Annotated in this window: 17 protein-coding genes and 1 pseudogene; 16 read left to right on the top strand and 2 right to left on the bottom strand. The window is 43.2% G+C overall.

Annotated elements, in window-relative coordinates; genetic code table 11:
* Positions 1-9 precede the first annotated feature (9 nt).
* From ACVC7T_RS00845 to ACVC7T_RS00855, 3 genes are read left to right on the top strand one after another with little or no spacing between them, the layout of a single operon-like run.
* Complete coding sequence (locus ACVC7T_RS00845; protein ID WP_105122839.1) at positions 10-663, top strand: uracil-DNA glycosylase; 654 nt, start codon at positions 10-12, stop codon at positions 661-663.
* The gene (locus ACVC7T_RS00850; protein WP_447262291.1) at positions 660-1,322 is read left to right on the top strand and encodes a hypothetical protein; all 663 of its coding nucleotides are present in this window, start codon (positions 660-662) and stop codon (positions 1,320-1,322) included. Before ACVC7T_RS00845 ends, ACVC7T_RS00850 begins: the two co-directional genes overlap by 4 nt.
* 18 nt (positions 1,323-1,340) lie before the next feature.
* A complete protein-coding gene (locus ACVC7T_RS00855; RefSeq protein WP_447262292.1) occupies positions 1,341-2,609 on the top strand; it encodes a dihydroorotase in 1,269 nt (422 codons plus the stop codon).
* A 137-nt stretch (positions 2,610-2,746) separates the two neighbouring features.
* On the opposite strand, the gene plsY is transcribed toward ACVC7T_RS00855, so the two are convergent.
* Positions 2,747-3,388, bottom strand: a complete 642-nt coding sequence (gene plsY, locus ACVC7T_RS00860; RefSeq protein WP_105122842.1) for a glycerol-3-phosphate 1-O-acyltransferase PlsY — start codon at positions 3,386-3,388, stop codon at positions 2,747-2,749.
* Positions 3,389-3,527: 139 nt separating this feature from the next.
* Here plsY and parE point away from each other — a divergent pair, with 139 nt between their 5' ends.
* The 13 genes and pseudogenes from parE to ACVC7T_RS00925 form a co-directional block, all read left to right on the top strand.
* Positions 3,528-5,477: a DNA topoisomerase IV subunit B gene (gene parE / locus ACVC7T_RS00865; protein ID WP_447262293.1), complete on the top strand. Its 1,950-nt coding sequence runs from the start codon at positions 3,528-3,530 to the stop codon at positions 5,475-5,477.
* A gap of 23 nt (positions 5,478-5,500) precedes the next feature.
* Entirely contained in the window at positions 5,501-6,103 is a 603-nt protein-coding gene (gene fic, locus ACVC7T_RS00870) for a protein adenylyltransferase Fic (protein WP_248054257.1), read from the top strand.
* Positions 6,104-6,135: 32 nt separating this feature from the next.
* Positions 6,136-6,639, top strand: coding sequence for a YkvA family protein (locus tag ACVC7T_RS00875; protein ID WP_447262294.1), 504 nt, complete (start codon positions 6,136-6,138; stop codon positions 6,637-6,639).
* A gap of 26 nt (positions 6,640-6,665) precedes the next feature.
* Entirely contained in the window at positions 6,666-7,226 is a 561-nt protein-coding gene (locus ACVC7T_RS00880; protein ID WP_447262295.1) for a GTP pyrophosphokinase, read from the top strand.
* A gap of 175 nt (positions 7,227-7,401) precedes the next feature.
* Positions 7,402-9,855, top strand: a complete 2,454-nt coding sequence (gene parC, locus ACVC7T_RS00885) for a DNA topoisomerase IV subunit A (protein WP_447262296.1) — start codon at positions 7,402-7,404, stop codon at positions 9,853-9,855.
* A gap of 392 nt (positions 9,856-10,247) precedes the next feature.
* Positions 10,248-10,925, top strand: a complete 678-nt coding sequence (locus tag ACVC7T_RS00890; RefSeq protein ID WP_447262297.1) for a LexA family transcriptional regulator — start codon at positions 10,248-10,250, stop codon at positions 10,923-10,925.
* A 146-nt stretch (positions 10,926-11,071) separates the two neighbouring features.
* Positions 11,072-11,521 (top strand): pyridoxamine 5'-phosphate oxidase family protein, encoded by a 450-nt coding sequence (locus tag ACVC7T_RS00895; protein ID WP_105122846.1) that lies wholly within the window; start codon positions 11,072-11,074, stop codon positions 11,519-11,521.
* Positions 11,522-11,587: 66 nt separating this feature from the next.
* Positions 11,588-12,547: a polysaccharide pyruvyl transferase family protein gene (locus ACVC7T_RS00900; RefSeq protein ID WP_447262298.1), complete on the top strand. Its 960-nt coding sequence runs from the start codon at positions 11,588-11,590 to the stop codon at positions 12,545-12,547.
* A 121-nt stretch (positions 12,548-12,668) separates the two neighbouring features.
* Entirely contained in the window at positions 12,669-13,538 is an 870-nt protein-coding gene (locus ACVC7T_RS00905) for a glycosyltransferase family 2 protein (RefSeq protein ID WP_447262299.1), read from the top strand.
* Entirely contained in the window at positions 13,539-14,543 is a 1,005-nt protein-coding gene (locus ACVC7T_RS00910; RefSeq protein WP_172023025.1) for a sugar transferase, read from the top strand. It abuts the gene before it with no gap.
* Entirely contained in the window at positions 14,540-16,297 is a 1,758-nt protein-coding gene (locus tag ACVC7T_RS00915; protein ID WP_447262300.1) for an SP_1767 family glycosyltransferase, read from the top strand. The genes ACVC7T_RS00910 and ACVC7T_RS00915 overlap by 4 nt, the downstream gene beginning before the upstream one ends.
* Position 16,298: 1 nt before the next feature.
* On the top strand, positions 16,299-17,177 hold the full coding sequence (locus ACVC7T_RS00920; RefSeq protein WP_447262301.1) for a glycosyltransferase family 2 protein: 879 nt from the start codon (positions 16,299-16,301) through the stop codon (positions 17,175-17,177).
* 469 nt (positions 17,178-17,646) lie between these two features.
* Positions 17,647-17,775: pseudogene (locus tag ACVC7T_RS00925) on the top strand (KxYKxGKxW signal peptide domain-containing protein); the annotation flags it as partial.
* A gap of 740 nt (positions 17,776-18,515) precedes the next feature.
* On the opposite strand, the gene ACVC7T_RS00930 reads toward ACVC7T_RS00925, so the two are convergent.
* Positions 18,516-18,743 carry a hypothetical protein gene (locus ACVC7T_RS00930; RefSeq protein ID WP_447262332.1) on the bottom strand — a complete coding sequence of 76 codons (228 nt, stop codon included), beginning with the start codon at positions 18,741-18,743 and terminating at the stop codon, positions 18,516-18,518.
* Positions 18,744-19,340: the final 597 nt, after the last annotated feature.

A 19,340-nucleotide genomic window follows, 5' to 3' on the forward strand; every position in this document is an offset into this window, starting at 1 on the left:
GTAGTCAGCATGGAGCATTCTGCTTGGCATGATCGGATAAAGGCCTTGTTGCCGGAGCATTATTTTGGCAACATCAATCAGTTTTTGGACCAGGTCTATTCTTCCGGAACTGTTTACCCACCCAGGGAAAAGGTATTTGCAGCCTTGGAAAAGACGGCTTTAGAAAATGTAAAAGTGGTCATTTTGGGTCAGGATCCCTATCACGGACCTGGACAAGCACAAGGGCTATCCTTTTCAGTCCCAGATAGCATTCCAGCTCCGCCATCTCTCCAAAATATCCTAAAAGAGTTGGCTGAAGATGTCGGTGTCAAACAAGGTCATGATTTAACCAGCTGGGCTGAACAGGGCGTTCTCTTACTCAATGCTTGTTTGACGGTGCCGGCCGGTCAGGCCAATGGACATGCTGGACAAATTTGGGAGCCCTTTACGGATGCGGTAATCAAGGTGGTCAATAGTCTGGACCAACCAGTTGTCTACATTCTTTGGGGAGTCTATGCCCGGAAGAAGAAGGTTCTTATAAACAATCCCAAACATTTGATTATCGAGTCGGCCCATCCAAGTCCGCTTTCAGCCTACCGAGGTTTCTTTGGGAGTAAGCCTTTTTCACAGGCTAATGCCTTTTTGAAACAGAATGGGAAGGAAGAGATTGATTGGCGAAGATGAAGTTAATTGAAGGAATGAAAATGACCGATTTTGAAAGAGATATATCATTCTTTGAGGCTTTGGATGAAAAGAACTTTAGCTTAGCTCACCAGCTTTATGAAGAAGGAGTTGCAAGGCTGGATGATGCCCATATTTCAGGCCATTTTTGGTTACGAAATCAACGGATTTATTTGGCGATTGCCGAGAAGGAAATGGACTTGGCAAAAGAGTTGGCTCAGGCTAATCTTGTTTTGGCGCGAGAACATAGCCAGGCTGAGGAATTTTTTCTGAGAGAATTGCAGCCAGTGGCCTTGCGCCAGGTGGCAGATGTAGAGCGAGAAGCAGGCAATTATCAGCAAGCTTTGGAGTTTCTTGAAGAGGAAGCATCTTTACTATTTGAAGACAATGAGTCTCAACTTGTTGGTAATACTTATGAGCAAGCCTATTTGCATTTTCTAATGGGAGATATGGAGTTGGCAGAGCAAGAGATGCGAAAAGTTCTCCAGGAGGCTACTTGTATTGAGTTTCCCTATATAGAAGCTAGTGCCAATCGTGTCTTGGGAGAAATCACCAAAGAGCGCAGCTATTTTGAACGAGCTAAGGAACTTTACTTAGAAGTAGATGACCAGATCAGTGCTCAAGAAGTGGAGCAATTGGTTGAAGCTGTGGCTAAACAGTAGCATTTAAAAGGAGTTATCATGCTGTTAATTAAGAATGGTCGTGTCATAGACCCGGGGTCTGGACTGGACGCAGTCGCTGATATTTTGATAGAAAACAAGAAAATCATCAAGATTGCTGAGCAGATTGAGGTAGATGCGGAGCAGGTGCTTGATGCTAGTGGCTTGGTTGTTGCGCCTGGCCTGGTGGATGTCCATGTTCATTTCCGTGAGCCTGGTCAGACCCACAAGGAAGATATTCATACAGGGGCTCTGGCGGCAGCAGCGGGTGGTTTTACCTCGGTTGTCATGATGGCTAATACCAATCCGACCATTTCGACAGTGGACACCTTGAATGAGGTTCTGCAATCGGCCAGCAAGGAAAACATCCATATTTACAGTGTGGGAACCATTACCAATCAATTTAATGGCCAAGATTTGACGGATTTTGACGGGCTCCTAGCTGCGGGTGCTGTAGCTCTTTCTGATGACGGCATTCCATTGACAAATGCTGGTGTGGTGCGAAAAGCTATGCAGGAGGCTAAGAAATTGGATTGCCTGCTAAGCCTCCACGAAGAAGATCCAGATTTGAATGGTATTCTAGGTTTGAACGAGCAAGTCGCTGCCAAGTATTTTCACGTCTGTGGCGCAACTGGTGTGGCTGAATACAGCATGATTGCTCGTGACGTCATGATTGCCTATGAAACGGGTGCCCGTGTTCATATCCAGCATCTGTCCAAAGCTGAGTCTGTCAAGGTGGTCGAATTTGCACAAGGTATGGGTGCGCGTGTGACCGCAGAAGTAGCTCCCCAGCATTTTTCTCGGACAGAAGATTTGTTGTTGACCAAGGGGGCAAATGCCAAGATGAACCCACCTCTTCGTTTGGAACGCGACCGTTTGGCAGTCATAGAAGGGCTAAAATCAGGCGTCATTTCAGTTATTGCGACCGATCATGCACCTCATCATGCGGATGAAAAAAATGTAGAGGACTTGACGCAGGCGCCGTCTGGCATGACTGGACTGGAGACCTCTTTATCACTTGGTTTGACGCATTTGGTGGAAGAAGGGTATCTGACACTCCAAGAATTATTGGAGAAAATGACCATCAATCCTGCTAAACTTTATGGCTTGGATGCAGGTTATCTGGCTGAAAATGGACCGGCCGACCTAGTGATTTTTGATCCTACAGTCAATCGTCAAGTATCAGCAACCTTTGCCTCTAAATCCGCCAATTCTCCCTTTGTCGGTGATTGGCTCAAGGGCCAAGTTCGTTATACCATTGCGGATGGACAGGTTGTATTTGAAAAATAAGTGTTTTGAAGGAGCTGGTTGGCTCCTTCTTTTTGCATATTTTTTATCAAAGTTAGCAGTTTTAAGGTTTTGAATTTTACAAAAAAGCTGCTTTCTTTCTCTTTCATGATATAAAAAACGCCTCTCGGCGCTTGAAATTATTTCTTCTTTTGCTTTGTTATATTTAATCCAAAGGGAACGAGATTTTCTTCCTGTTTCAAAATGCGTTGGATATTGTCCTTGTGTCGGATAATGACAAAGCTACCCAGAAATAGGATAATCACGGTGAACAACCAGTCATAGCTATTGACCAAGAAACCAAGGGCTGGGAAAATCAGAGCTCCAAGCATGGCCAGGGCTGCTGCCAAGACACTTGAAAAGGAAACCATGGAGGTCAGGTAGAGAGAGGTCGCGAAAATAAAGACCAGATAGAGGCAGAAGAGGGGCGCAACACCCAGCAACATGCCAGCCGATGTGGCCACAGCCTTACCTCCCTTGAAATTGGCAAAAATCGGGAAGGTATGTCCCAGAACAGCTATCAAGCCAAATAGGATAGGTGAAGGGCTATTTACATGAAAGAAAACAGGCAGGAGGGCCGCTAGGGTACCTTTGAGAAAGTCGATGGCAAAGACCGCCATTCCAGCTTTCTTACCCAGGATACGGAAGGTATTGGTCGTCCCAGTATTGCCCGAACCATGTTCTCGGATGTTGATGTTGAAAAAGGCTTGTCCAATCCAGAGACCTGACGGAATCGAGCCCAGTAAATAAGCTAATATTAGAAGTAAAATTGTCTGTAACATACTTAGATTATAGCATAGTTGTCCGGCTTTTTCATCAAATAGTCAAGTTTGCCCTGTTCCAGCCGAAATAGCAGAAATTTTTTGCAAAAATGCTTAAAAACTTGTAAGATAGTAAAGACGATATGTATGGAGGTCAGATTTGGCTAAGAAAGAGATAAACATAAATAATTATAACGACGATGCCATTCAGGTGCTGGAAGGGTTGGATGCGGTTCGCAAACGTCCGGGGATGTATATCGGCTCTACAGACGGAAACGGCTTGCACCACATGGTCTGGGAGATTGTCGATAATGCTGTCGATGAGGCTCTTTCAGGTTTCGGTGATCGGATTGACGTGACCATTAACAAGGACGGCAGCTTGTCTGTGTCTGACCGTGGACGTGGGATGCCAGTCGGTATGCACGCTACAGGCAAGCCAACCGTCGAAGTCATCTTCACCGTTCTCCACGCAGGTGGTAAGTTCGGTCAAGGTGGCTACAAGACTTCAGGTGGTCTCCACGGGGTTGGTTCTTCGGTGGTCAATGCCCTGTCCAGCTGGTTGGAAGTTGAGATTACCCGTGATGGTGCTGTTTACAAGCAACGGTTTGAGCAGGGTGGCAAGCCAGTTACGACCCTAGAGAAGTTTGGTACCGCTCCAAAATCAAAAACAGGTACAAAAGTAACCTTTATGCCTGATGATACCATCTTCTCAACGACTGATTTCAAGTTCAACACCATTGCCGAACGCCTGAAAGAATCAGCCTTCTTGCTCAAACAAGTCACTATGACCTTGACAGATGAGCGGACGGGTGAGCAGGAAGAGTATCACTATGAAAATGGCGTGCAGGACTTTGTATCCTACCTCAACGAAGACAAGGAAACTCTGACACCTGTCCTCTATTTTGAAGGAGAAGATGCTGGTTTCCAAGTCCAAGTGGCCATGCAGTACAACGACGGCTATTCAGACAACATCCTCTCCTTCGTTAACAACGTTCGGACTAAGGATGGCGGTACCCACGAAACAGGTCTCAAACTAGCCATTACCAAGGCCATGAACGACTATGCTCGTAAGACCAACTTGCTCAAGGAAAAGGACAAGAACTTGGAAGGCTCTGACTACCGTGAAGGTTTGTCTGCAGTCCTTTCTATCCTTGTTCCAGAAGAACACTTGCAGTTTGAAGGTCAGACAAAGGATAAGCTGGGGAGCCCGCTGGCTCGTCCAGTTGTAGACGGAATTGTCTCAGAAAAGTTGACGTATTTCCTCTTGGAAAATGGTGAACTGGCTTCAAATTTGGTTCGCAAGGCTATTAAGGCCCGCGATGCGCGCGAGGCCGCCCGTAAAGCCCGTGATGAAAGCCGAAATGGCAAGAAAAATAAGAAGGACAAGGGCCTCCTATCAGGAAAATTAACCCCAGCCCAGTCCAAAAATCCAGCCAAAAACGAACTTTATCTGGTCGAGGGAGATTCAGCCGGAGGCTCTGCCAAACAGGGCCGTGACCGCAAGTTCCAAGCCATTCTACCTTTGCGTGGTAAGGTGATCAACACAGCTAAGGCTAAAATGGCGGACATCCTCAAAAATGAAGAAATCAACACCATGATTTACACCATTGGTGCAGGTGTTGGCTCAGATTTTACTATTGAAGATGTCAACTATGACAAGATTATTATCATGACCGATGCGGATACGGACGGTGCTCACATTCAGACCCTCTTGCTGACTTTCTTCTATCGCTATATGCGACCATTGGTAGAAGCAGGTCGGGTTTACATCGCCCTTCCGCCACTTTATAAGATGTCAAAAGGTAAGGGCAAGACAGAAAAGATTGCCTACGCCTGGTCTGACGGAGAATTAGAAGATCTCCGCAAGGATTTTGGCAAGGGCTTTATCCTCCAACGCTACAAGGGTCTTGGTGAGATGAATGCCGATCAGCTCTGGGAAACGACTATGAACCCTGAAACTCGTACCCTTATCCGTGTCACCATTGAAGATTTAGCCCGTGCTGAACGCCGTGTATCTGTCCTTATGGGCGACAAGGTCGAGCCACGCCGCAAGTGGATTGAGGACAATGTTAAGTTTACATTGGAAGAGGCGACAGCTTTTACTAAATAATCTCAGGGAAGTTGAGGTGCAGTATGGTTTTAGAAAATAAATTGGGGATTGAAAATTCGGCTGAATTAGCCCGTCTTGAAGAACAAATCAGCAAGAAAAAAGCAGCTCAACTGTTCGAAACTGGGCAATTGTTCCAGATAGAAGTTGGAACCTTTGCAGGTTTGGCACAAATTCATCAGGCTTTATTTGAGGATATTTACGACTTTGCAGGTAAAATTCGTGATGTAAACATTGCCAAGGATAACTTTCAATTTGCCCCTCGTATTTTTCTGGAGCAGTCATTGGCTTATATTGACAAGCTACCACATGAAACCTTTGATGAGATTATTGACAAGTATGCAGATATGAACATTGCACACCCATTCCGTGAAGGAAATGGTCGCAGTATGCGTATCTGGTTGGATTGTATGCTACGGGATAGGTTGGGCAAGGTAGTTGATTGGAATAGCATTGATAAAGATGAGTATTTCAATGCCATGGTTAGAAGCCATGTGTCAACAGGCGAACTCAAATATTTGTTGTTACACGCTTTGACTGACGATCTTGGGCAAGCAACCTATTTTAAAGGTATCGACCATTCCTATTACTATGAAGGATACAACCTCTATCGGACAGAGGATTTGTAAGTCTAGCACAAGCAAACTATGTGAGGTGTTTTATGCCACTAAGAGTAAAATTAACTGACCGTTTTCAAAAACAGCTGACTGAATGGGCTCGAAAGCGTAAGCCATTTAAAAACAAACAGGAATTAGAGGAAAAGTTTGACCAGGCGCTTGAAACTTGGAAATCGTCCAAGACTAGAGAACGGGCAGAGGCCTTGTTGTCTGATCAAGGGAAATTGGAACATTTTCTACAAGATATCGAGAAGAAATTGGCGCGACTACCATTTGGTGGGGACAAGTTTTCAGCCATTCCAGGAATGATTTCCATGGTTAGAAGCTATGTTAAGCGAGAATATACAACCTTACCAAAAGGAGCTATTTTGGCTACAATTGGTGCCTTAATTTACTTTTTCAGCCCACTCGATGCTCTGCCTGATTTCCTATTCGGACCAGGTTTGTTGGATGATGCCTTTGTCCTTAATGCCTGCCTCAAATTAGTTAAGTCAGATGTGGATGATTTCAGAAACTGGCAGGCAAGTCAGCGGAAGATGGAAGAGTAGCTCTGCTATGACAAAAGGAGCAGAAATTGTTAGAAAAAGTTGAGCGATTTATTGCTGAAATCAATAGAATTGACAGAGAGTTTTCCAAAGATTATTTTGAAACAGGAAAAGTTGAGAAAATCAATCTCAAGCATACATTTGCCAAGGTGCCTACCCAGCCTATTCTGACCTATCGGCTCAACTTACACGAGGCTATCAATGACTATTTGATGCGTGCTGATGTGAAGGACATTACCTATTTTTATCGTGTCAAAACATCGGAATCCATTTTGGATAAGATTGAGCGTTTTAAGGAGAGAAATGAGGGCTATCCTGTTAACTCCATTCTCAATGATATTTTCGGTGCTCGTATGATTTTGACTTCTGAGGAAATCGCGGAGATTATGGAGCATCTGGATGACTGGCAGGAAAAATATGGTCTGAAAAACTGGTACCTGCGAGATAAGGACGGCTATATTGGCATTCATATCTATTTCAAAAATAAGAGCAATTTCTATTACCCATGGGAACTGCAACTGTGGGATGAAAAGGATGTAGAAGGCAATATTGCCAGTCATATCAAGTATAAAAGGAAGTTTGTGGAGTAAGTCAAATTATATTTTTCTCTTATGCAAACAAAGTGAAGAAAGGAAGGTTCGGTTGTTAGAAACAACTGAACATGCCCTAAAGACTGTGTCAAAAAGATAAATCGTCTAGAAAATCAGGATTTTCTGCCGATTTCCTATTTTGACTTTGTCTTTTACGGGCTTTGTATCTTAATTTATGTCTAACATTCAAAACATGTCCCTTGAGGACATCATGGGAGAGCGTTTTGGTCGCTACTCCAAATACATTATTCAGGAGCGGGCTCTGCCGGACATTCGTGACGGTCTAAAGCCTGTGCAACGTCGGATTCTTTATTCTATGAATAAGGATGGCAATACCTTTGAAAAGGGCTTCCGGAAGTCTGCAAAATCTGTCGGTAACGTCATGGGTAACTTTCACCCTCACGGCGACATCTCCATCTACGACGCCATGGTCCGCATGTCTCAGGATTGGAAGAACCGCGAGACCCTGATTGAAATGCACGGGAACAACGGTTCCATGGACGGTGATCCAGCCGCTGCCATGCGTTATACTGAGGCAAGGTTATCAGAGATAGCTGGTTATTTGCTCCAAGACATTGATAAGAATACCGTGCCCTGGGCTTGGAACTTTGATGACACGGAAAAAGAGCCGACCGTCTTGCCAGCTGCCTTTCCAAACCTTTTGGTCAATGGGGCGACTGGGATTTCTGCTGGTTACGCAACGGATATTCCGCCGCATAATTTAGCTGAAGTTATTGATGCTGTGGTTTACATGATTGACCATCCCTCCGCCAAGGTGGAAAAACTCATGGAATTCTTACCTGGGCCAGATTTTCCAACGGGAGCTATTATTCAGGGTAAGGATGAAATCAAGAAAGCCTATGAAACTGGTAAGGGTCGTGTCGTTGTCCGTAGCCGTTGTGAAATTGAACAACTCAAGGCTGGTAAGAAACAGATTGTCATCACTGAAATTCCTTATGAGGTCAACAAGGCTGTTCTGGTTAAGAAGATTGATGATGTCCGTGTTAATAACAAGGTGCCAGGTATTGCCGAGGTACGTGATGAGTCAGACCGTACAGGTCTGCGGATTGCCATTGAGCTGAAAAAAGACAGCGATGAGCAAACCATTCTCAACTACCTTTACAAATACACAGACCTGCAAATCAATTACAACTTCAACATGGTGGCCATTGACAATTTCACACCGCGTCAGGTCGGCTTGCAGAAGATTTTGTCCAGCTACATCGCCCACCGTCGTGAGATTATCATTGCCCGGTCTAAGTTTGACAAGGAAAAGGCAGAAAAACGCCTCCATATCGTAGAAGGTTTGATTCGTGTCATTTCCATCTTGGACGAGGTTATTGCCCTTATCCGTGCTTCTGAAAACAAGGCTGACGCCAAGGAAAACTTGAAAATTAGCTATGATTTTAGTGAGGAACAGGCTGAGGCTATCGTAACCTTGCAACTCTACCGCTTGACCAATACCGATATTGTGACCATGGAAAACGAAGAGGCAGCCCTACGCGAGCAGATTCAGACCTTGGCAGCCATTATCGGCGATGAGCGGACCATGTTCAATCTCATGAAGAAAGAACTGCGTGAGGTCAAGAAGCAGTTCGGCAATCCTCGTTTGAGTGAGTTACAAGATCAGGCAGAAGCGATTGAAATTGATACCGCCAGCTTGATTGTCGAGGAAGAAACCTTTGTCAGCGTAACCAAGGCAGGTTACATCAAACGGACAAGTCCGCGTTCTTTCGGTGCTTCAACGGTGGAAGAAGTCGGCAAGCGGGATGACGATCAGCTGATTTTCTTGCAGAGTGCCAAGACAACCCAGAACCTCTTGCTCTTTACCAACCTTGGAAATGTCATCTACCGACCTGTCCATGAGTTGACAGATATTCGTTGGAAGGATATTGGTGAACATCTGAGCCAGACTCTCATGAATTTTGACACTAATGAAGAGATTATCTTTGCTGAATTGGTGGAGAATTTTGATGAGGGAACTTATTTCGCGGTGACCAAATACGGTCAAATCAAGCGTGTGGAGCGGAAGGAGTTCGCACCATGGCGGACTTACAAGTCCAAGTCAACCAAGTATGCCAAACTAAAAGATGCAGTAGATGTGGTCATTACCGTATCACCTGTGGTCTTGGACGACATTATGCTCATCACAGAAAAGGGCTACGCTCTGCGATTTAACATCGAAGAAGTGCCGATCATCGGTGCCAAGGCAGCCGGTGTCAGGGCGGTCAACCTCAAGGATGAGGATGTGGTGGCTGCGGCCTTTATCAGCAACACCAGCTCCGTCTATCTTCTGACTCAGCGTGGTAGTTTGAAGCGGATGGCGACGGAGGAAATCCCTGTGACCAGTCGTGCCAAGCGTGGTTTGCAGGTTCTGCGAGAGCTCAAGGCTAAGCCTCATCGTGTCTTTGCGGCAGGGCCTGTTTTGACGGATCAGGGTGATTTTGACCTCTTTAGCACAGCAAATGAAGATGAAACAACTAGTCAAGTGCTTCATGTGCAGTCCAAAACGGGCAAACTCTATGAGGTTGATGTGACCCAGCTCAGCCTGTCTGAACGCACCAGCAACGGCAGCTTTATCTCGGAAACCATTTCTGATGAGGAAGTTCAATCTGCCTGGTTGAAATAGGAGAAGCCAGTGAAGAAGAAATACCTTGTACTCCTGATTCTGATAGTCATCATGTTTTTGACATTGCTCGCCATGAATCTCTTTCCTGCTTTTGAGGAATGGCTTCACCAGCTGATTGGTTGGTACTAAATTCTGTGAAAATGTGAATCACCAAAAACTGTAATGAACAAATGAAAACGTGCCACTGGGAAGACCATTTTGGTCTTCTCTTTTTTATATATTAAAGAGAAAACTTGGTAAATCATGCTTTGTATATGGTTTTTATTTAATGAATAAGTTTGAACTAGAGATTCTATTTATAAATAGTGGAAAGAAATAGAAAAAAACTTGTCAGAAAACAGAATATTTTGTACAATATAGTTACTTTATAAAGAAACTCGCGGAGGTGAAGGATGTTTTCAGGGGAGCGTTTGCGAGCGATTCGTTTGGTCAATGAGATGACGCAGGAAAATCTAGGGAAGCTGGTTGGTGTTGGGAAGGTGACGATTTCTAAGTGGGAATCGGAGACGACAGTTCCCAATACCAAACATTTGCGAGCATTGGAAGAAACATTTTTGGTGGAAATGGGATATTTTGATGCAGATTTTGAGCTCTTGTCTGTCTACTATCAGTTGACTAGTGGTCATCAAGGTAAGGTGAAGCGTTACTCACAGCGTTTGTTGGAGGAGCAGCACCAGTCTCTACAGTTTGTGGCCTATCAGGTTCGGACCAATATTTTGCTGTCTGCGGGTCCTGGAGAGGTCCTAGAGGATGAGTTTGAGACGGAAACAGTCTATTTTGATAGTGAGATGGACCATGACGTGGCGACTTGGATTAAGGGTAATTCCATGGAGCCCATGTTCCAATCAGGCGAGGTGGCGCTTATCAAGGAGACTGGTTTTGATTATGACGGCGGTATCTATGCCATTGTCTGGTTTGGTCATACCTATATCAAGCGTGTGTATCGGGAGGAGGAAGGTTTTCGTCTCGTGTCCATCAATCCAGACCATCCGGATAAGTTTGCTTTCTATGAAGACAAGCCTAAGATAGTAGGAAAGGTTGTTGGTCATTTTATGCCTTTGGCAGTTTAGGGACTATGTAAAGACAACTCAGCTAAAGAGAGGGCGTCAGGGCTAGAGGGATGGGAAATATTCGGAAGGTTTTTTGTATGTTAACCTTAACTTTCCCCATGGAATTTGCTATAATTTAGGTAGAATGTAAGTCTAGGAGGCTACTTATGGAAGTCAAAGATGTCATGGAAATTTTGGAAGGCATGAAGCTAGGGATTTTTGCGACGGTCGATGCAGATGGCAATCCTCATGCGCGGCCTATCCATATCACAGCTGCCAATGAAGATGGTATTTTCTTTATGACAGGTTCGGAAACGCATTTCTATCAGCAACTGATGGGGGATGAGCGTGTGGCGCTAACCGCCCTGTCAGAAGAAGACTACTTGATTCAGGTCATTCGTATAGAAGGGAAGGCACATCCGGCTAGTCAAGAACTCTTGGAGAAGGTTTTTGCGGATAATCCCTATGTCCAACATGTTTACAAGGATGAGGAAAGTCGCAAGACCATGCAGATTTTCCAAGTCTATGAGGGAGATGGTTTTTATCATAGTCTGACTCAGGGGCATAAGTATGTCTTTAAAATCAATAATGGGGTAGGTCAAGCTCGAACAATCTAAGCTACGAGCTTCGCATTCCTGCTATATTGTGCTATACTAGAACCAAATAAGAAAGTAGGAGATGTCATGACCAAATATGCCCTTTTTTCGTATACCACTGGTAATATTGGAGATGAGATTCAGTCGGTAGCGACGAGTCGTTTTTTACCACAGATAGATTACTATGTGAACAGGGATTATTTAAATGAGTTCCAGTATGATGGTGAGGAATCAATCAAGCTTATCATGAATGGCTGGTATTCCCATCGACCGGAACATTTTCCATTAAAAAATGAAAAAATCGATCCTTTATTGATATCGATGTTTATCGATGAACCGGTGCAAGAGCAATTTTCTACAGAAGAAAATAGAGCATTTTTCAAAAAATATGGTCCAGTTGGTGCTAGGAGTGGAGCGACCAAAGACTTCCTTGAATCGATCGGTGTAGACTCGTACTGGTCTGGTTGCTTGACATTAACCATTCAACCAGAACCAGAGGTGAAAAAGCAAGATATTGTGCTTGCCATTGATTTGCCCAATGCTGTTTATGATAAGTTGGCAAGGGATTCCATCTATCCTGTTATTCGGATGAGTGCGGATATCAACCACCAGTACATGAGACCTTCTCAACGGATGAAAGTGGCTCAGTACTACCTCTATCTTTATCAATCAGCACGTTTTGTCGTCACCACTCGTTTGCATGGAACCTTGCCATGTTTGGCACTTGGAACTCCCGTTTTGAATATTCAGGAACAAGGGTTTGAAGAAGGGCGTTTTGCTGGTTTGCGTGAGTTGGCCAACCATATGACGGTTGAGGAGTTTTTGGCAGGAGCTTGTAATGTGAACCAGCCGTTGCTCAATCCACAAAAGTATCTGGACATTCGGAAGGAACTAGAGGAACGCTGCCAAGCCTTCACAGGTTTTAAGAGCGAAGCTGGATACCTCAATGGGCAGGCAGTTACAGATTTTTTGATGGATCCAGAGTTGGTTCAAGCTATGGTGACGGGGCTATGGTCAGCTCACCAGTATTATGGAATCTATCGTTAAAAAAGGGGAAAATCCCCTTTTTGTTTATAGAAAAATAACAGACTATTTTTGCATTTCTAGTCTAGGCATGCTATGATAATGGTAATATATAAAGAGGGAATGAGGCATATAAGTGGAAAAAGTGAGTGTAATTGTACCTGTTTACAATGGGGAAAAACATCTTCGTCAGTGTGTCGAAAGTATTATTGCACAGGATTATAAAAATCTAGAGATCTTATTGATCAATGATGGTTCGACAGATGGGTCAGCTCTCTTGTGCGAGCAGTTGCGTAAGCAAGATTCACGGGTTCGAGTGGTTCACAAGAGGAAGAATGAGGGCCTAGGTGCTGCACGTAATACATCGCTTGAAGTGGCGACAGGAGAGTATATCGTCTTTGTAGATGCAGATGATTGGATAGATCCCAATCATATTTCTGATTTGCATGAACTACTTACTCGTACAGGAAGTGATATAGCCATTTCCAACTTTACTCAGTATTACGAGGAGACTGGGCAGTTCAATTTACACATTGGGACAGATGATTATTACGAGGCTGTTTATAGCCCAGAAGAGTGGTTTGCTTTCCAATATGGTGTTGGCCACAATATTTCCCTCTGTTTCACAGTACCTTGGTGCAAAATGTATAAAAAGTCTCTGTTTGAATACATCCTCTATCCGACAGATGGTTTTGGGGAGGACGATCGGACAACTTGGAAAACATATTTGGCAGCGAATCGAATCGCCTATATGCATCGCTCTAGTCTGATTTATCGTGTCAATGCGGGGTCGATGACCCAGACAGCCGATCAGGCGACAATATTTTCAACGGAGCCAGTGGCAGAACGCCTTGAGGTGCTGGGTTTGCTTGGTTTTGATTTGTCACGGGAAATTGCCGCCTACAAATGGCGTTCGCAGATAAATCGGGATAGCAAACTGCGTAATGGGGATGTAGTAGCTTATAAGAACCTGGAATTCCGCAAGCGGATGATAGATAAATACGGAAACAACTAAATGAGAGTCTATATTACAAATTTAAACGGTCAAGCAGCATCTTCAACGGCGCAGCTTGGACAAAATATGGTGACAGATATTGCGATTGGGCTTGGCTATCGTGAACTGGGGGTTTATGCTTATAATATGGAGGCAGATAGTCCGTCTGAACTCAGTAAACGCTTGGATGGGATTGTGGCTGGCTTGCGGCATGGAGATGTTGTCATCTTCCAAACGCCGACTTGGAATACAACGAATTTTGATGAGCGCTTGATGGCAAAGTTGAAGGCCTATCAAATCAAAATTGTGATTTTTATCCACGATGTTGTTCCTTTAATGTTTGCGGGGAATTACTACTTGATGGACCGGACCATTGCCTATTATAATCTAGCAGATGTCATTGTGGCTCCGAGTCAAAAGATGATTGATGTCTTGCGTGAACATGGTTTGACTGTGAAAAAGACACTAGTTCAGGGGATGTGGGATCATCCGACCAATGCTCCGCAATTACCAGCTTATTACAAGCCCTTAATTCACTTTCCGGGCTCACCAGAGCGTTTTAGTTTCATGAAAAGCTGGAACTATCCTGTTCAGGTTCATCTTTATTGTCGCCAAGAGGTGGAGTTGCCAACCATGGTGAAACGCCTGCCTTATCGCCCAGATGAACAGCTCTTGTTAGAAATGTCGCAGGGCGGATTTGGCTTGGTCTGGATGGATGATCATGACAAGGGGTATCAAACCCTCTATTGTCCGTATAAATTAGGTGCTTTTGTAGCAGCAGGAATCCCTGTGATTGTTCAGAGAGGAATTGCCAATCAGGAAATCATCGAGGCGAATGGACTTGGTTTGGTTGTAGACAGTCTGGATGAAGCGGCTGAAAAAATTCAAGCTATGACACCAGCTGACTATCAGGGATTTGTGGCTAGAGTAAGGGCCTTTAATCCCTTGGTTCGACAAGGCTATTTTACGAAAAAATTATTGATCGATGCTGTCTTTAGTGCCATATGTGATGGGGGAGAAGGATGAGAAAATTAGAAGAAATTCGTGTTTTGCCGATTTTAGATAGCCTTGCTTATATCAAAGAACACCAATCCTCTGTTGTGAGATTTGGAGATGGAGAAATTGATGTGATTCAGGGGTCTAGTATCCCCTATCAGCCATATGATTCAGAATTAGCGGCAGCCTTAAAAGCTATTTTGACCATTCCAAGTTCTCCGGAATTAGTGGTGTGTTTGCCAGATGTCTTTCAAGGATTGGAACGGTATAATTCAAATGCTCAACAATTTTGGAAGAGTCATTTTGAGCGCTATGGTCAATTTTATGCCCACGAGTGTCAATCTGATTGGTACGGTTCAACCTTCATTTCACGTCCCTATATTGACTTGGTGGATAAGGAACCTGCGGCAGCCTATTTTGCAGCCATTAAGGACTTATGGCGGGGTCGAGATATTTTGATTGTCGAAGGTGAGACCAGTCGATCAGGAGTTGGTAATGATCTGTTTGCTGGAGCAGAATCTGTTTCTCGAATCGTTTGTCCATCAAAGAATGCTTTTGCTAAATACGATGACATTTTAGAAGCGATTCTAGAGCATGCAGATGATAAGCTGGTCCTTCTGATGTTGGGGCCAACAGCCAAGGTCTTGGGAGTTGATTTGATGCAGAGGGGTTATCAGGCTATTGACTTGGGACACATCGATTCTGAGTATGAATGGTTCCAAATGAAAGCGACTTCCAAGGTGAAACTTGACCACAAGCACACTGCTGAGCATAATTTTGATACAGATATTCAGTTTACAGATGATGCGGACTACCTTCTTTCCGTAAAGGCTTGGGTGGGTGTTGCGCCGCAAACTCTACAGGAGGTTTCGGTGAAAGAAGAGCATAAAATGCAATCAGAATTTACTTTGATTAGTATTATTGTCCCTGTTTATAATGTGAAGCCATACTTAAAACGTTGTATTGATTCCTTATTGAAACAAACCTATCCTCATTTTGAATTGATTTTAATTAATGATGGTTCGACAGACGGAAGTGCCTTCGTTTTGGAAGAATATGCCAAAAAAGATGAGCGGATCCGAGTTATTCATCAGGAAAACGCAGGAGTATCTGCTGCTCGAAACAAGGGAATCGATAATGCAAATGGGGAATATATTACCTTTGTTGACTCGGATGATTTTGTGGAAGATTTCTATCTAAAACATCTGTATGATGGAGCGATAGAGTCAGGATCGGATATTGCTGCCACAAATTTCACCTCTTTCAACGAGGAACGGCAGTCTTTCCTTTTTTACCATAACGAAGGAAATTACTTCCAAACAGTCTATTCTGTCCAGGAGTGGTTGGATCTAGAAGGAGATATGAAGAACAATATGCATCTAGCTTTCACCTTCTCTCCTTTGAAACTATTTAAAAGGTCCTTGTTTGGGGATATTCGCTATCCGGTAGGGCGTCTTAGAGAAGATGATGCAACGATTTATAAGTTGTATTTGAAAGCTAACCAGATTCATTTCACCAATGAAGGTCCTTATTACTATTCTCAACGGCCGGAAGGACTATCTCGATCTGCTATGTTGCAGGATATTATGACCATGATTAGTAATGCCGAGGAGCGTATTGCTCTGCTAGTGACGATGGGGTACAATCCAAAAGCTCAGATCGCTTCGTATGTTGCTCGCTTAGAAAAATGTAAAGCCGATGCCCTCTATGCAGGACAGATAGAATTGTATCGAACGATAAGGGTGAAGTTAGAATTATACGATCAATTTAGAAAGTTTAAGTAGGATGGAAAAAGTATCGGTTATCGTTCCTGTGTTTAATGCGGGTATTTATTTGAAACAGTGTTTGGATAGTATTATAAATCAAACCTATCAAAATCTTGAAATAGTATTGGTGAATGATGGTTCAACGGATGGAAGTGCTAGCGTTTGTGAGCAGTACCGACAAAAAGATAGTCGAGTTAAACTGGTGAATAAGCCTCTGGGTGGGGGCGGAGTAGGTGCAGCCAGAAACACAGCCTTACAATTGGTGAGTGGACACTATATTCTCTTTGTTGATAATGATGATTGGTTGGAACCGAATCACATTGAATATCTCTATCAGTCGTTGAACGAGACGGATGCAGATATTGCTGTGGTTAACTTTACACAATTTATGGAAGAGACGAGTTCATTTGCTTTCCATTTACAAGCTCAAGATTACTTTAGACAGGTTTATAGTCCGCAAGAATGGTTTAAAAAAGAGTATGAAGGCCGATTTGCGATTAGTCAATGCTTTACAGTTCCGTGGTGCAAACTCTATAAATCCTCCCTATTGGAAGGCATTGTTTATCCAGAAGATGAAAAAGTTGAGGACGACTATACAACCTGGAAAATTTATCTGAATGCTGATCGCATTGTCTTTTCAAATATGAGTTTATATTACCATCGAAAAAGACAAACAAGTGTTACTAAAACGGTCGAAATCTCTTCTGTCTTTCCTCTAAAAAGTATTGAAGAACGAATTACAGTTTTGTCATTAATTGGTTTTGATATTGCGCCGGAATTAATGGCGTATAGATGGCGATTGAATCTACACAAGGATTATTATTTGAAAACTGGTCAGATGCAAGACTATCAAAAATGTATGCAAAAGATTTCAATTTTAGAAAAATGGAAAAGGTGAGAGTAATCTTATCTTTTCTTTTCATTACCAGCCTATGACAGAGAGTTTGAGTCTCTCCGTATAGGAATCTGTCTTTGAGTCCGTCTCCGAGTCACTATCCAACTCTATCCAGCAATCCCTCTCCTTGCTCGGAGGAATGCTGTTATTTGGACTACTCAAAAAGAAAAAACAAAAAGAAGAGCAAGAATAATCATGAACCCAGTTGTAATCAACTGGGTTCATTATTTTATTGATATAAAAGTGAAAAATAAGGAAAATATACGAAAGAAATCTATTTTGAAAACTATTTTTTAACAATATATTAAGCTCGAAAATAATAAAAAAAATGCGTTTTCATTTAAGTAAAATTATTGACATTAGTATCACTTATTGGTAAAATGGATTGATTATTTAGCGGACTATTGCTGATTGGTACATTTTTAGGGCGCTAAATAATAAAGCAACATCAGGAGGATTTCTTTGAATGAAAATGCAAAGAAAAGATGACTTTACCGAAGTATCTCGAAAAAGTCGTGTAAAAATGCATAAATCCGGTAAGCACTGGGTGAGAACAGTCATGTCGCAAATCGGTTTGATGCGTATTGGATGCAAGTCTTCGGCAAGTCCAGCCGAGGTCAATCTTGCCACTGTAAAACGTTCAATGACCGCAAGCCAATTGTTGCGCGGTTTAGCAGCAGCGGGAGCTGTTGTGGGGGGGAATGTCGCGGTTGAAACCGTTATGGCTTCTGAAGTTGTCGCGACATCAGAGACAAGTACATCAACCTTGGCAGAAGCAGATACTGTCGTGTTGACGACAGTTGTCGATTCAGATTCAATTTCAGTAAGCTCCTCGGAATCAACATCGATTTCCGAATCAGCGAGTCAATCTGAGTCAACCTCAGCATCGGAATCGACTTCGATTTCTGAATCCGAATCACTCAGTTCATCAGAGTCCGTATCGAACTCAGAAAGTCAGTCGGCTTCAGAGTCGCTCTCTGTTTCAGAATCAACTTCTGTTTCACATTCGGAATCTGAATCAGCATCGACTACGCTATCAAGTTCGACAAGCTCTGAAACCAGCACAAGCGAATCAGCAGCAAGTGATACAGGTTCAGAAACCAGTGCGAGTGAAACTGACGCTACAACTGTAGAAGAAGAAAAGCAAACTTTAGAGCAAGTTGTTTCGGAAGCAGAGGTTTTAGTACAAATCGCAAGTAACCAAACTGCACCAAGCCAAGCCTTGCTAACTGCAATTGGAACCAGTCGTGATCAGCTGCTGTTGGCTCAAACCATCTTAGGAGATGCGGATGCGACTGCGGCTGACCTTGCTACCATTATCAGCAGTTTGCAAACAAGCAATCAAGCAATTGGTCTTTTGTTGTTGGAAAATGATGAAGATGGCATCATTACTTTTGCTCTTAATACTTCAACGACAGCAACCGTGACCAAAGTTGGTGAAGGATATGGTATCTTAGTTGATACGCTTTCAACAGCATCACCATCAATGGATAATGCTAACGGTGCTGCAATTTCGGATCCAACAAATAACACAATCTTTACACCGTCTTCAGATGCGGAACGTTTCACCTTTAACTATTCAAAATTCAACTGGTTCGGTGATCAGCTGACAGATCAAACTGTCAAAGATAACTACTATTTCCGTTATTCTTTAGACTACGATACAACAACCACAACAACTTATATTGAGTTAGTTAATAAGACAACAAATACTGTGGTTGAAAGCCACACTTTGGATAAGGGTGAGACTGCAACATTCACTTACTTCCAAAGTTATGAAGGTGCTAACAACTTGCCGTTAACAATTACTTACGGTGATAGTACTTCATCAAGTACAACTTCTGGTGAGCTTCAATTACAATACAACGGTGGTACACTAACAAATACCTTGGTACCAACTTACCAAGAATATACAACTTACTATAAGACAACTGATGGAAAAACAATTGCCACTTACACCATCAAAGGTATTGGTGGACAAATGGCAACACCATCAGCTAAGCGTGACTTTGTCGGTTACGACTACTCAAGTACAACAGGAAGCAGTACTGCAACAAGGCTTTATACACCTGGAACTGTTTATAACAATGGTGCGATACCAGGTAACTATATAAAACGTTTAGCAGAAATTGTTAGTGAAAATGGTGACGTAATAAAATCTGTGTG

This window comes from Streptococcus sp. P25B114, from assembly GCF_053010325.1.